This is a genomic window from Ectothiorhodospira shaposhnikovii (assembly GCF_022227765.1).
Classification (GTDB): domain Bacteria; phylum Pseudomonadota; class Gammaproteobacteria; order Ectothiorhodospirales; family Ectothiorhodospiraceae; genus Ectothiorhodospira.
On the sequence record NZ_JAJMLZ010000005.1, the window covers coordinates 265,733 to 280,447 of the forward strand.

Consider the following 14,715-nt stretch of genomic DNA (forward strand, 5'->3'; position numbering starts at 1 on the left):
GTTGTGTGTGTCCTCAGAGGAAATACCGCAGGCCGATCCGGTAATAGCGACCCGGATCGGAGAACAGGCTGGTGTCGTTGCGTCGGTCAAACAGGTTGTCGATGCCGCCGTAAAGCTCCAGCTTGCGCCAGCTGGCGGGATGGAAGCTGGCGTTCAGGTCGGCCACGGTGTAGGCCTCGTCCTTGTCGGTATTGGCGGCATCCAGATAGCGCTCACCCACGTGCCGTACCCGCAGCTGCCACATCTGGGCATCATTCGGGGTCCAGTTCAGCCCGGCGACGGCCACGTTTTCCGGGGTGCCGCTCAGGGTCAGGCCCGTATCCCGGTTTTCCGCATCCAGCCAGGTGGCCGACAGGGCCAGATCCAGCTGCTGGCCCAGGGGCATGCTCAGGCTGGCTTCAATACCCTTGATCCGCGCCTCGCCCACGTTGCGGAAGGTGATGTATTGCACATCGGCGGGCTGTTCCGTCACCCGCTCCACCCGATCCCGGAAATCGGTGTGGAACGCCGTGAGGGTATAACGCCCCGGACCCAGGCGACCCAGCAGGCCGATCTCGAAGGTTTCGCTGCGCTCGGGTTTCAGGTCGTGCCGGGTCTTGCCCACGTCCGCGTTCTCCACATGGGCGCCCAGCATCAGGGTGCCGTTGGGGTTGACCTGTATGACGTCATAACTGCGGGATTCGGCCACCTTGAAGCCCTGGGCATAGTTGAAGCGCAGCCGGGTATCACCGGTCAGGGCCAGTACGCCGCCCACCTTGGCGGAGGTGTTGTCCTCGCCCACGGAGGCCTCGTCGTAGCGAAGGCCATAGACCAGATCCAGGCGTTCGGTGGCCTGCCATTCGTGCTGGGCGAACAGGCCGCCGTCCCAGCGTCCATCCAGGTCCCGATATTCGGCGCCGGCCAGCAGGGTGTGCCGGTCGTCCGGGCGCCAGGTCCCCAGCAGTTCGTTGGTCAGGACCCTGGTGGTGGTATTGCGTTCTGCCGTGTTGGAGTCCCCCCGGCCCGCAAACCCCAGGTCTTCCCAGGGCAGGGCGGTCACCGAGCGGGATTTTTCGTAGCGGCTGTGGTGAATCCGGTAATTGACGTTGAAATGCCTGTCCGGCTGCCAGTTCAGGGCGGCGGCCAGATCGGTGCGCTGGTTGTCGTCGGTCCAGCGGGTGGGCACGTTGAAGGCGGGGAAGATCTGACCGTTGGCGTTGTTGGTGTAGTTGGTATTGGTTCGCCCTGTGTTCACGTAGTCCCGGGTACGGTTTTCCTCCATCCGGCCCAGTTCCAGTTCCGCCTCCAGGGTGTCCGTCAGGCGGCGGTTGAGGATGACGCCCAGGTTGTAGACGTCCGCCTCGTCCAGACGCTGTTCATCGAACCGGTATTGGTCCTGGATGTTGCGCAGCGGGGAATTGGCATTGCCGTGGGTGGAGGGGGGCCCCCGGTTGCCGGTGACCCGTACATCGGCGGTGGTTCCCACCTCGTAGGCATTGCGGGTCGTGGCGTTGGCAAAAAGGCTGAATTGGGTCAGCGCATCGCCCCCGTACAGATTCGCGGCGGCGGTGTAGCGTTCCGCGCCGCCCCCGTCCCGGACACCCGCCTGCACGTCCACGCTGCCGCCGAAGCCCTCGCCCGGCTGATGGGTGATGATGTTGATCACGCCCCCCATGGCATCGGAACCGTACAACACGCTGCCCGGCCCCTTGACGATCTCGATGCGCTCGATCTGGCCGGCGGTGAGGCGGTTGAGCTCGTAGCGACGGCTGGGTTCCCCCAGTACACGGCGGCCGTTGATCAGGAACACCGTGTCCTCCCGCGCCGCGCCGCGGATGGAAAGGCTCAGGCCGTCGGCGCTGACGAACAGGGCGGAATGATTGCGCAGGATGTCGGCCAGCAGGACCGAACCGCTGCGCTGGATGTCTTCCCGGGTGATCACCTCCACGGTGCCGGGACTCCGTTCCAGGCTGCGTTCGGTGCGGGTGCCGGCGGTGACCGTGACGGTCTCCAGGGTCACGATCTCGCCGGTATCCTGGGCCTGCGCCCCGCCGCCGGCCAGCAGCGAGAGGGTGACAGAGGCACCGATCAGGGGCAGCCGACGGGAGGCTTGACGGAAGTGATCCGCCTGGGTGTCGGCGGTACGCTTGCCGTGGCGGGGCGTGCTGTCTTGCATGCAGGATTCTCCAGGCCTGGAACCGGGGTCGGGTTCGGGTAGTGGATGGCCTGGCTGGCTTTGCCGAATGATCGGATGGCTGGCTTGGCGGATGTGTCGCGCCATCCGGATGGCGATTGATAAGCATTCCCGTTCGTGGTGATTGTACCGGATCCGACGATGCTGTCATTGATGGTTGGCAAAACCAGCCACCTACCCGGCGTGATCGGGCAGGAACGCTCCGTGAAAGCCGAAGGGCAGGGGGATGGGCAGGGTGGCCCGCGCCCGTTCCTCCAGGGTGCGGGCATCCAGGATCAGCAGGTGACTGGTGCCGGCGGCGGCGTCCAGGATCACGCTCAGCAGCACGCCATCGTCCTCCTCGGTGGCGCCGGGTCTGGGCACGAACACCGGTTCGCCGGGGTAGCCGTCGGCTTCGCTCCAGGTCAGGTGCGTGCCGCGTCCGACATCCAGCTTCACCAGTTCATCCATCAGCGCCCCGGGGACATGGTTGCCGGTTCCGTAGACGTAACGATAGTCCCGTCCACCGCATCGGGTGGCATGGATGCGGGGTAACTCCAGACCGCGTTCACCGAGCACGGTGCGGGTCGCGTTGCCCCGGTGGACATCCAGCGTGAAGCGCCAGGCCTCGCCGCAGGCCGGCTCCGTCCAGCCCCGGCGCAGGGGTTCCAGGTACAGGCGGCGGATGACGTCGGCATCCGGATAGGCGGCCAGATCCACCTGCAGCCGACCGGCCTGGTCCTCGAAGGCGTTGATGTGATGAAAGGCAAAGCAGGGCTCACCCACGCAGGTGGCCAGGTGGGTGCCGCGCTGCCGGTCGAAGACCTGGAAGCGGGTGCCAAGCTCCGGTAGCCAGCGGAAGTTTTCGATGAACGGCCGGCCCGTGACCAGCATGTCCAGGGGCGTGACCACCAGCGGAAATTCGCTCAAGACCAGGTGGTGACGGGTGAGGGCGAAGCTGTGCATGTAGGCGGGGGTCTTCACCGGTAACCGGGCGATGATCCGGCGCCGACGCGTGCCGGCGGGGATACGGAACAGCAGGTATTCGCTGTTGAGGGCGAACCGTATCCCGAAGCCGTAGAGATCCCCGCTGTGGCTGTCTGCCATGGGGTGGGCCGTGCTCAGGTGCAACTCGGTGGTGTCGGTAAAGGGCAGGGGGCCCCGTGTCTCCAGAGTGTCCGGATCGAAGGCCGTCGGGACGGGGGTTTCGGTCAGGCATACGGCCTGACCGGCCATGAGGGCAATGTTCACATTGGTATTGTCCGTGAGGACGGGATGCGCCAGCCCTCGCAGGCGTTTGAGCAGGGAACGATGGGTGTCGGTGGCGAATCCCGAGCCCTGGATACGTCCGTTGTGCCGGGCCTGTTCCAGGGTGCGAGTGGCCAGATGCCGGTTGCGAAACCCCACGCGCCCGCCCCGCAGGGTGAAGGACTGCAGCATGGCCAGCCCGTCGAACCAGTGACGGCAGTGGTAGTCGCCGGTCTCGAACAGGCCTGGACCGTTGCGCAGCAGCACCCCCTCCAGCCAGTCGGGCAGGTGTCCGCGCAGGGGCAGGGCGTCCTGATCCACCTCCCGGCCCTGGGACGTGACGCCTAGGTGATAGCCAACCCTTGCTGCCATCATCTCAATCTCCCGTTCCGCCAACTATCAACGCGAAAGAACCCGGATTTCATCGCAGATACGCCCCTCTCCCCGAGGGGCCTGGTGTGGCCCTGTTGTCTTCTTAATTAAGGGTACATCGCCATCAGGATGCATGAGGGTTAGAATGGTTCTACACGATTTCCGCAAATGAATGAATCCCGGAGGTGACCGTGTCGTCCGAATCGCAACCTCGCCTTTACTATGACGCCTCCTGTGGGCTGTGCCGGAAGGAAATCAACAAGCTGCGTTCCCGCCTGGAGCCACGGGTCCGGCTGATCGACATCAGTGCCGCCGATTTCCGGCCGCCCGAGGGCTATTCACTGGAAGCCCTGCTGACCCGCATCCATTATTTCGACGGTGAACGGATGCGGGTGGGCTTTGCCGCCACCCTGGGTTACTGGCGCGCGGCGGGCATGGGCAGGACCGCCGCCCTGTTGAGTCTGCCGGGGCTTTTCCATTGCGGTGACTTTGCCTACAACCAGTGGGCCAAATGGCGCCGCAGACACAGCAGTCAGTGTACGATCTGAAGATCATGCCCGCACCCGGTTCCTCCCATGAGTTCAATCCTGAATCCCGCCGTTCCCGCCTGGCTGAACCTGTTTCGCCGCGCCCCCGTCGTCGACGACACCACCCGTGCCTGGATCCGGGACGTTCACGCGTGGGCCATGGCGCAGCAGGATGACCTGCGTCCCCTGGACCAGGCCCACCTGGTCATGCCCATCCGCGAACATTTTCCGGCCCAGGTACAGTCACCCCAGGAGGCCGCCGTGGCCACCTTTGCCGCCATTCGCCGCCATGCCGGGCTTGAAGCGGTGCCGATGCGGCTGGTGCCGGCCGGTGACGGTACACGGTTTCCGGCGATACCCAGCGAGGCGGAGCCGCTGGTGCTTGAGTACGACCCGTTGCTGTGGACGAACCGTCAGGCCCTGGTGGCCCAGTTGGCCCGGGATCTGGCCGGATGGTGGATGTACACGCGCTCCCGACCGGCACCGGCCCAGGAGGGCAACGAGGCCCACGTGGCGGAGCTGGTCGCGGTCTGGATGGGATTCGGGATCTTCCTGGCCAACACCGCCTTCATCAGCCGGGTGGGTGGATGTGGCAAATGCGCCGGTCCGGCCATTGACCGGTCCGCCTCGCTGGGGCGCCCGGAGATCGCCTATGCCCTGGCCTGTTTCTGCCGCGACAGGAAGATTGCGCCCGGCGAGGCCAGATCCTTTCTGGAGCCTCCGTTGAAGGGACTGTTCCGCCAAGCGCTGCGGCTGGCGTAGGGAAGGCGATCCCTCACAGCGGCCACACCACCAGCAGCAGGGGTATCGAGACCGCCACCACGATGATCTCCAGGGGCAGGCCCAGCTTCCAGTAGTCGCTGAAGCGAAAACCGCCCGGACCGAGGATCAGGGTGTTGTTCTGATGGCCGATCGGGGTGAGGAAGGCGCAGGAGGCACCGATGGCCACCGCCATCAGGAAGGCGTCGGGGCTCACGCCCAGCGCGGCGGCGGTGCCGATGGCAATGGGACACATCACGGCGGCGGTGGCGGCATTGTTCATCAGGTCGGACAGGAACATGGTGACCACCAGGATCAGCGCCAGCCCGACAACGGCATGACCCTGCGCCACGTTCTCGATCAGAAGGCGGGCAATCAGGTCCGCCGTGCCGGTGGCCTCCATCGCCCCCGCCACCGGGATCAGGGCACCCAGCAACACGATCACCGGCCAGTCGATGGCATCGTACACCGCTCGCGGCGGCACGGTGCGCAGGGCCATGGAAGCCAGCACCCCGATGGCGAAGGACACTGCCGCCGGCAGCAGCCCGAAGGCGGCACCGCCGACCGCGAACAGCATGATCAGGCTGGCCTCCCAGATCTTGCGCTTGTTGGGGATGCGCAGCTCCCGCTGGGCCAGGGGCACGCAGGCATTGTCGGAGGCAAATTCCGAGATGGACTCGGGCGGACCCTGCATCAGCAGCAGGTCGCCCGACTGGATCGCCATTGAACGCAGCCGCTTCATCGAACGCTTGCCCTCCCGGGACAAGGCCAGCAGGTTCACTCCGTAGCGCGTGCGCAGGAGGATGTCGCTGGCCGAGCGTCCGGACAAGGGCGAGTTGGGCAGTACCGCCAGTTCCATCAGCACGATGTCACCGGATTTCAGCGGGGTTTCGGCGGCCTCGGTGTCATCGCCGTCGCCGTCTTCCCGTTTCCCGGCCGTGTCCGCATCCTTGCCTTTTTTGTCCTTGGCCGCGGCGGCATCGGCCTTTGCATCCGCTTCGGGGATCTCGTCCTTCTCGGGCTTGACCTCCTCTTCCAGCTTCAGGCCGAGGATGGACAGCACATCGGTCAGCGCGTCGGCCTCGGCCTCGATCATCAGGATGTCGCCGGCATGCACCTTGCGCCCTGAATTGGCGGCGATGATGCGCACTTCCCTCTGTACCAGGCCGATGATCTGGGCGTCGATATCGGCCAGCGCATTCTCGATCTCCCGTAGCCGCATGCCCGCGGCCTTGCTGTCTTCCAGGACGCGCACCTCGGTGATATAGGCGCCGGATTCGAAGCCCTCGATGCCCGACTGCTTGCGTGCCGGCACCAGTCGCCAGCCGATCAGGGCGACGAACAGCACACCCGCCAGTGCGACGGCCAGCCCGATCGGCGTGAAGTCGAACATGGCAAAACTGCCCGGCCCGGTTTCGGCGCGAAAACCGGAGACGATGAGATTGGGCGGGGTGCCGATCAGCGTGGTCATGCCGCCGAGAATGGTGCCGAAGGCCAGCGGCATGAGCACCTGTCCGGGGGTGAGTTCGAGCCGCTGGGACAGGTGGATCGCCACCGGCATGAGCAAGGCCATGGCCCCCACATTATTCATGAACCCCGACAGGAAGGCCCCCAGGCCCATCAGCGCCATGAGACTGAGCATGCGTCCGGACTGGGCCGGCAACACGGTGCGCGCCAGCACGTCCACGGCCCCCGAAGTCTGCAGGCCGCGACTGAGCACCAGCACGCAGGCAACCGTGACCACCGCCGGGTGGCCGAACCCGGCGAAGGCCTCGCGGGCGGGCACCAGGCCCACCACCACGCAGGCCAGCAGGGCACCGGCCGCCACCATGTCGTGGCGCCAGCGTCCCCACAGGAACATGGCAACCGTTGCGGTCAGGATGGTCAGAATGAGCCATTGATCCTGTGTCATCGCGCGTCAGGTCCCTGGTGTCCGGGATGAATCAACTCCGCATTGCCGCGGGCGGAGGGCAAAAGTGTGTTGGGGGGCATGCCCCCGCCCGCCCCCGCATGACCAGGGCGGCGCCCTCCTGAAATACCCGCTTCGGCAAGGCGCCTCAGGCCGACAGTTTTGACGACACCTGTCCAAGGCGCCCGGAGAGGGTATGCAGATGCTGGCTGGCCTGCTCGGTACGCTGCACGCTGTCCTGGTTGGTGGTGGCGATGTCGGTGATCTCCACCAGATTGCGAGAGATATCCTCCGCCACCGAGGTCTGCTCCTCGGCCGCCGTGGCGATCTGTCGGTTCATGTCCCGGATGGCTTCCACGGCGGCGGTGATCCGCTCCAGCATCACCCCGGCCGCATGCACCTGCTCCAGTCCCGCGGCGCTGCTGCGTTGGCCTGTCTCGATGGCGCTCACGGCATCCAGAGCGCCGTTCTGCACCGTATCGATGATCTGATGGATCTCGGCGGTGGATTCCGCCGTGCGCCGGGCCAGGGTGCGGACCTCGTCGGCCACCACCGCAAAGCCCCGGCCCTGTTCCCCGGCCCGTGCCGCCTCAATGGCGGCGTTCAAGGCCAACAGGTTGGTCTGTTCAGCGATACCCCGGATCACCTCCAGCACCTTGCCGATGCGGGCGCTGTCCTCCTGCAGGCGGCGGATCACCTCGGCGGTGTTGCCGATCTCCCCGCTCATGGTGGTGATTCGTTCAATGGTGGTCTGCATCACCCGGTGCCCCTCGCCGGCGGCACGGTCGGCCTCATCGGCGGCGTCGGCGGCCTCGGCCGCGTGGCGAGCCACCTCCTGGGCGGTGGCGGACATCTCGTGCATGGCGGTGGCCACCTGATCGGTGCGGTCAAACTGCTCCCGGGTGCCCTGGGCCATGCGGCCGGCAATGGTATTGAGTTCGGAGCTGGCGTTGTCCAGGGCGTTGGTGCTGTCCTTGAGACTCTGGAAGGTTTCGGCCAGGAAATCCCGCAGCAGATTGGCGGCCGTGGCCAGACGCCCGAGTTCGTCCTTGCGCCTGACCTCCACCCGTCGGGCCACCCGCCCATGACTGAGTTCGTCGATATGATCGACGAGGTGATTGATGGGCAGGACGATGGCCCGGTTCACCATCCACAGACTGAAGGCGGCCACCCCGGCAATGCCCGCGATCAGGATGATCCAGCCCAGCATCAGGGTCCGGCCGGCGGCATCGCTGATCCTCCCGGACTCCTGGGTGGCCCGCCGATGCAGGGTCTCCACCAGCGCGGTCATCTGCTCGGAGGCCGCCCGGTCGATACCCCGCACGGCGGCGTCGCCGACGGCGGGATTCGCACCCGCGGCCAGGAAACGCTCATTGCCCTGGCGATACGCCTGCCCCATGCGCTGGTGCTCGGTTCGCAGCGTCTCGATCTGGCGCAGAAGTTCCGTGTCGCCCATCTGCCGGGCGGTGGCCGCCGCCGCTTCCAGGCGCTGCTGCACCTGAGCCTCGTGGCTCTGGAAGCTGCGCCAGTAACGGTCATGGTCGGCGGGATTGGCCCCTCGGATCAGGACATTTTTCCATTCCTGCACCTGAACCTTGAATTCCACATTGGCGGCGTCCACCTGGGTGGCAACCCGAATGGTTTCTTCCACCAGGGACCGGTACTGGCCCAACCCTTGCCCCAAGGCCACGAAGCAGGCGGCGGCCACGATCAGCACCAGCAACAGACCGCCACCCAGGAGGCCGACCAGCTGTGCACGAAGGGAGCGGAGCAAGGGCATGACGATACATCCAAGCTGTGGGTTATATCGGAAGTATAATCACTCTGATCCGGAAACCAGGTTGCCGGCGCATGAATTTTCCTTTGGCTCTGATCAAGGGCATCTTTCAGCCGGCTTCTCCCGGGTCATTCACCCTGGAGAATCACAGGCATACGCTGAAGCATCACAGGCACACGCGTCATTCCCGCGAAAGCGGGAACCCATCCAGTGGCCACGATGTGAAAGGGGCCGCCACCCTAACGCCAGAAATACACCATCACCACCCCCCCGATCATCAGCGCCACATTCACACCGACCCGCGGCAGCGTGCTATGCCGACCGATCCGATAGATGGCAAAGCCATAGGCAATGGCGGCAGCCAGGCCCACCACCCCCGCCAACAGCAGAAACACCATCGAGCCCGCATGGGCCTGGGCCCCGGGGTTGGCTTGAACCAGCGACTTCAGCGTGAGCCCGGCCACCAGCACGAACACCCACTGCGACAGCAACCTGCTCTCAATGTAGTAAAAGCCCTGATCGAAGGGATTTTTGAACCGGCGCACCGGAAAACGATGGAAAAGAAGCGACATGTTCGACGCCTCCCGGATGGGGAAGAAGAACAACGCCAGCCCGGCCGCGATCAGCGCCCCCATCCAGAGATCCCTGATTGCGCCGCTTTGCAGAATCAGGATCTGCAGGATGGCACCGAGCAAAAGGAAGGGTACCGGCGAGTAGTAGCAGGCCAGTTCCGCGTGGCAATGGGTACACTCGAACCGGTTGGCCGCGGAGTGGGGCCACCTGCCCCAGACATGCAATAGCACGGTGGGGAAAAAGATGGTTTTCCTCTTGCAGGCAGGGCAGGTGAAGAGCATGAGGCACCGGATCGGAGGCGTGGGATGAGGCTCGGAAAAGAGATTACCGACAAACATGCTTTCGGGATATCGGCAACCCACTCTCCAGTTGCCGAAAGCACATGGCCATGATCGCCATGTGCTCCCGAGGTTCCTCAAACTATCCGGATTACCGGACCCTCATCACCGCGCCATCAGAGCGAATACCCCCCATCCAAGGTACTCACGTGTGTATGCGACGTGGCGCCTGGGGGCGTCATTCAGCTGGGATCGAATCTCTTGTGCAAAGTCGTCATCGGGATTCGCTTCAAGCCACCGGCGCATGGTGAGCCATTTGGCCGCCTCGTATCGGTCCCAACCTTCCTGATCCGCCAGAACCATTTCCACTACGTCGTAGCCGAGCTCGTCAAAAGACGCAACCAGCTCAGGGAGCCCATGAAGGTCCGAGATAGAATTGGCAAAGCACTTCTTGGCAACCTCTTCCGACGGCGGTAACTGACGCCAATAGGGTTCACCGATGAGGATGATTCCGTTGCTGTTGAGACTCTTTTCCAAAAGCTCAATGGTGCCGGCAACTCCGCCACCAATCCATGTGGCACCGACACATGCAGCCACATCGCACTTGATGTCGGCGACATAGCCGGCAGCATCGCCATGAATGAATTCCACTTTATCGGTGACACCGAGTTCTTCAGCGCGGAGTTTCGCTTGCTGGCTGAACAACTGACTCATATCGACACCGATGCCGGTAATCCCGAAATCCCGTGCCCAGGTGCAGAGCATTTCGCCCGAACCGCTGCCGAGATCGAGCAGGCGAGTTCCGGGTTCAAGGCGCAACACAGCGCCGAGGGTGGCGAACTTTTCTGGCGTGAAAGGATTATGAATGCGGTGAGCACTTTCGGTAATGTTAAAGATACGTGGGATATCCAATGTGGAAAGCCTCTTTAACGAACATGAATGAATGCCGGCATGGATTAACGCCAGCGGGAAGGGGGTACCGAAGGAGTGCTGCAACCTGGATTGGTGTCCCTGCGAGAATCGAGTTGAATGGTAGTCGAACTGAGGTCTTACTGAAAGAGCTGGAATGACCAATGCTCAGTAATGGCTGAGACACGGTGAAGGCCCGAACCTCCGGCAACGAGAAAGACCCGCATGTGGGGTGTTGTGGAGGTCTGGGGAGAAAAACCCCCCGGCTATCCGGTTAAGCTGCTTCAAAGTCCAGAGGGTGAATGTCATCCAGGTTGACCGTTTTGCGGGCCACCCAAAGATCGTACATATTCTGCATCGCGAGCCAACTTTCAGGAGTACGCCCAAGAACCTTGGATAACCGCAGAGACATTTCGGGACTGATACCACTGTCTCCTTTGAGCAGCCTGGACAACGTGGAGGGCGAAACACCCAGACTCGAAGCAAGCTGACGAGAGCTAATACCGAAAGGCTCCAGATACACCTGGCGAATGAACTCACCAGGATGCGGCGGATTATGCATAGTCATTAGTGATGATCCTCATAATCGGGAGTGCGCCTATCAGGACTTTCGTCACCGGCTGCGAAAGCTCACCGGCCGGAGTTGGGGCGTGTCCATGGACTACCGGCTCAAGAGGCTGACTGAATATGTCCGCATCCGCCACTTGCTGGCCCTGGTGAAGGCCCGAACCTCCGGGAACGAGAGAGACCCGCGTGTCTCAACGGCCGTAATGCGCCCGACCGGGTGAAACGACCTTGGCGATTCGTTGGGTAACCAGCGTTGAAGGTCACCATGTTTGCATGGTCCTTTGAGCTCCGGAGGAAACGCCCCGTGCGGACCCGCATGCGGGGTGTTGTGGAGGCCGGGGGAGAAAAACCCCCGGCTATCCGATTAGGTTTATTCATAACCTTCAGCTTTCCACCTGAGAGAGGTCATAACAGAATGATGAATATTGAAGATAAACGACTTCAGCTGCATGACAAGAAAATAATACCCAGTAAACAAAAGCACATAAGACGCTTTTACAACAGCGAACTTTACGTACTCTGGGTATGGAGAATATGCCGCCAACAAAGGAACAAGCCCTCCCTCATGACCAAACATAACAATTAAAAGGCAAAAGATTGAAAAGGCGAGATAATATATAAATACCCGAATAAATACGAAATAATTATGCTTTAAGTATGAGAGCCCGCTGTCAGGATGAGCGATTTCCGCCATTCTTAGGGAGAGGCCAGGCTGAGTAACTGTTGCAAATATAGTAAATCCTGCTAGCAAAAACCCCAGTGTACTAAGCGAGACCGCTAAGCCTGTTTTGGATAGCTCTCGAACCAGCTCTATTGTTTCATCTGCTGGCTGGGTAGAAAGCCAAGAATTGGTCAGTAGCAGCAAAAATACGATTGCCGTAGTAATCGCATTGAACCGGCTAAAAGGGATTCTTTTCGATGCAATATAGATATCCCAAAGCCTCTTCTCTTTCGTTAGGTCTTTGGGATCAAAGCTCGAGGTGCTCATTTAAAAAGCCTTTGGGCGAGAGATTCTACTATAACCTTTGCTTTTTGCGATGTTTCAGGAACTTTCACTAATCCACTTTTCACCAGCCCTACGAAAGACTCATACAGATCGCTCGCAGCATTAGCTGGCTTTGAGCTTAAGTCATCAAGAGGTTTTCTTAGCTGAAAATTGTCATTATTTCCTCTTAAAATATCTCCCTCATTGTCGATCCCAGACAACTTAACAGTCTGATTACCCTGTTCAGTTGCTTCTGCTATTTCACTAATTGCCTCATCCTTATCAAGGCCTTTAGGGTTGTTATGTTTAACTAAAGTCTTCGTGCTCCCTATAGCGTCTTTCTTTTTCTGCATCGCCTCAAAAAATGGATCGTTATCGTTTTCATCATTTCTGTCGGATAACGATATTTCAATCGTTTTCAAAATGCTGTATTTTCGTACAAATTCTTCAATGCCGTCTTCAGAGGTGAGAGGAATCAACTCAAGCGTTGGTTTTGGAGTTGATTCATGCAAATCCTTCTTAGTGATTCGTTCAGCATTGGCGTCTTCTTCTCGCGCAGCATTCAAACGTTTATACTCTTCTTCAATATATTCCTTATGCTTGTCGCGAAGAAATCTCAGGAGGGTAGAACGAAACGACTCTTTTGATGGTGCATCTCTTGTTTCTTTTACATATATGAGGCGATGATTATTCAGAATAAGTAGGAATATTGCAGAAGGGGAAGACCGTATTGAACCGGCATCTTTAACTAGACCCTTCCCTTCCTCAAATATCTGCTCACGCTCCAAAGTTGTATCCTTAATGAATCGCCCTGCTATGCCAACCACGCTCTCAGAGGCTTCATTATTTAGAAGCACCGGGCTGACTTCGTGAAAAAAATAGCTTGTCTTGCTATAATTCCTTGCTAGATTTTCGTCAAAGAAGCATGGCAAAACAATTTCATCTGCCATATCGAGCAGTACTTTATCGCGCCCAAATCGGCATATGAGATTGCTCATTTCCATGCTCAACGATTTTTCTGACATTCTTTAGAATCCCCTATCTATGTTGAAACCGTCGCAGTAGGAACGCCGGTTACCCGACGCCCCCTGCACAGATCCCGGCGTGCGGTTTTCCCGCACCGGGCTCTTCAGTCTTACTCACTCGCGCAGAAGGACGTTCCCTCACGCAAGCCCCCGATTCCGTATCCCCTGCATCGCCTCAACCGGTGTCGGAAACGCGTAGGCCTCCAGCACCCGCCTGAGACCTTCCCAGGTCAAGCTTCGCCTTTCACTGCGACGGTTCAGCCACTTGTAGAGCAACCGGATTGCCGCGGTGTGAAAACACCACAGTGAGCTGAGGTTACCGATGGCACGGAAGTAATTGTAGTGCCCCCGTACTTTGCGTTTCATCGTCGCCAACAGTATCGGCAGACGAAGATACCGGTGTGTCTTCAGCCAGTCCTTGCAGGCCCGGATGCTACTGCGCAGCTTCTTGCGGCTGGTCCGCCGCCATACCCGCGGTGTCCCCTTGCTATCCGCTTCCCAGTAAAATTCAAAACCAAGGAAGGTGAATCGCCGGGTCCGTGTTGGGTGAAAACGGCTGAAGCGGTGAATGCACGTCTTCTCCGAGGCAGCCTGGAGACCAAAGGCCTCCAGTCGCCTCGGCAAGGCTCGATAGAACCGCTGTGCGTCCGCCCGATACTGGAAAGCACACACGAAATCATCCGCAAAGCGGATGATGTACGCCTGTCCGGCACAGCTCCGCTTGATCCGCTTCTCAAACCACACATCCAGCACATAGTGCAGATAGATGTTCGCCAGTATCGGCGAGATCACACCGCCCTGTGGGGTTCCTGTGTGCGGATGGAGTACCGATCCATCTCGCTCCAGGATTCCGGCCTTCAGCCAGCTGGTGATGAGACCAACGAATGGTTTATCGTCAATCCGTTCCGCCAGCATCCGTAGCAGCCAGTCATGGTCAATGTTGTCGAAGAAGCCTTTGATGTCGGCTTCGACAACATAACCGTGGCGTCCAAACTGCAGCTCATAGGTGAGATCCTTGGCCGCCTGCTGTGCAGCCCGCTTCGGCCGGTAGCCATAGCTGGTGGGGAGAAAATCCATTTCGTAGATAGCCTCCAGCAGCAGGCGTGCTGCCGCCTGAAGCAGTCGGTCTTCCACCACCGGAATTCCCAGCGGTCGTTCCTTGCCGTTCCCCTTCGGAATGTACCGGCGCCGGATCAACCGGCTTCGATACTCGTTACGTTTCAGGCGTTCTACCAGTTGTCTGATGTTTTCACTCAGGTTCCTGCCATATTCGGCCATGGTCACCTTGTCCACGCCCGGGGCTCCCCTTTGATTCAGGGTGCGCCATGCATGGTGCAGTAGTGATTCATTCAGAAGGCCATAAAGGTTTTGGAATCGGTGGGCTTTCGCAGTGCCCGCCTTGATGGATATCGCCCGCAGGAAGGTTGGCTCGTCGTTCTCCGGCCCGACAGTGTCCGGCGCGAGTGGCCTTTGCGGACTATGTATGACTGTCACCCCCTTCCCCATGTGATCGGCTCTACCGTCTCGGAGTATTATGAGGTGATCCGACTCCCCTGTGGCCGTCAGGTCACGTTCCCTTTCTCGGGGTCCGCTTTCCTTACCTGGACCGGGCCTTTCAGGCTCCCCCTGACTCC

The 14,715-nt window shown here is 60.6% G+C and carries 12 protein-coding genes; 2 read left to right on the plus strand and 10 right to left on the minus strand.

Translation table 11 applies throughout. The features are described 5' to 3' along the window. Window positions 1-13 precede the first annotated feature (13 nt). Window positions 14-2,155, minus strand: a complete 2,142-nt coding sequence (locus LQD11_RS08970) for a TonB-dependent receptor plug domain-containing protein (RefSeq protein WP_238617233.1) — start codon at window positions 2,153-2,155, stop codon at window positions 14-16. A gap of 192 nt (window positions 2,156-2,347) precedes the next feature. Next, on the minus strand, window positions 2,348-3,775 hold the full coding sequence (locus tag LQD11_RS08975; protein WP_238617234.1) for a carotenoid oxygenase family protein: 1,428 nt from the start codon (window positions 3,773-3,775) through the stop codon (window positions 2,348-2,350). Window positions 3,776-3,963: 188 nt separating this feature from the next. On the opposite strand from LQD11_RS08975, the gene LQD11_RS08980 reads away from it, so the two are divergent. Both LQD11_RS08980 and LQD11_RS08985 read left to right on the plus strand, forming a co-directional pair. Further along, complete coding sequence (locus tag LQD11_RS08980) at window positions 3,964-4,320, plus strand: thiol-disulfide oxidoreductase DCC family protein (RefSeq protein ID WP_238617235.1); 357 nt, start codon at window positions 3,964-3,966, stop codon at window positions 4,318-4,320. Between the two features lie 27 nt (window positions 4,321-4,347). Next, a complete protein-coding gene (locus tag LQD11_RS08985; protein ID WP_238617236.1) occupies window positions 4,348-5,061 on the plus strand; it encodes a hypothetical protein in 714 nt (237 codons plus the stop codon). Window positions 5,062-5,074: 13 nt separating this feature from the next. Here LQD11_RS08985 and LQD11_RS08990 read toward each other — a convergent pair whose 3' ends face one another. From LQD11_RS08990 to ltrA, 8 genes are all read right to left on the minus strand, one after another. Beyond that, on the minus strand, window positions 5,075-6,970 hold the full coding sequence (locus LQD11_RS08990) for an SLC13 family permease (RefSeq protein ID WP_238617237.1): 1,896 nt from the start codon (window positions 6,968-6,970) through the stop codon (window positions 5,075-5,077). A 145-nt stretch (window positions 6,971-7,115) separates the two neighbouring features. After that, entirely contained in the window at window positions 7,116-8,747 is a 1,632-nt protein-coding gene (locus LQD11_RS08995) for a methyl-accepting chemotaxis protein (RefSeq protein WP_276315685.1), read from the minus strand. A 236-nt stretch (window positions 8,748-8,983) separates the two neighbouring features. Beyond that, a complete protein-coding gene (locus tag LQD11_RS09000; protein WP_238617238.1) occupies window positions 8,984-9,598 on the minus strand; it encodes a hypothetical protein in 615 nt (204 codons plus the stop codon). 162 nt (window positions 9,599-9,760) lie between these two features. Then, entirely contained in the window at window positions 9,761-10,507 is a 747-nt protein-coding gene (locus LQD11_RS09005; RefSeq protein WP_338081480.1) for an SAM-dependent methyltransferase, read from the minus strand. Between the two features lie 271 nt (window positions 10,508-10,778). Continuing rightward, window positions 10,779-11,072: a HigA family addiction module antitoxin gene (locus LQD11_RS09010; protein WP_238617240.1), complete on the minus strand. Its 294-nt coding sequence runs from the start codon at window positions 11,070-11,072 to the stop codon at window positions 10,779-10,781. Window positions 11,073-11,441: 369 nt separating this feature from the next. Further along, window positions 11,442-12,059 carry a hypothetical protein gene (locus LQD11_RS09015; RefSeq protein WP_238617241.1) on the minus strand — a complete coding sequence of 206 codons (618 nt, stop codon included), beginning with the start codon at window positions 12,057-12,059 and terminating at the stop codon, window positions 11,442-11,444. Next, window positions 12,056-13,081 (minus strand): hypothetical protein, encoded by a 1,026-nt coding sequence (locus LQD11_RS09020; protein ID WP_238617242.1) that lies wholly within the window; start codon window positions 13,079-13,081, stop codon window positions 12,056-12,058. The genes LQD11_RS09015 and LQD11_RS09020 overlap by 4 nt, the downstream gene beginning before the upstream one ends. 138 nt (window positions 13,082-13,219) lie before the next feature. Continuing rightward, complete coding sequence (ltrA, locus tag LQD11_RS09025) at window positions 13,220-14,566, minus strand: group II intron reverse transcriptase/maturase (RefSeq protein WP_420828261.1); 1,347 nt, start codon at window positions 14,564-14,566, stop codon at window positions 13,220-13,222. Window positions 14,567-14,715: the final 149 nt, after the last annotated feature.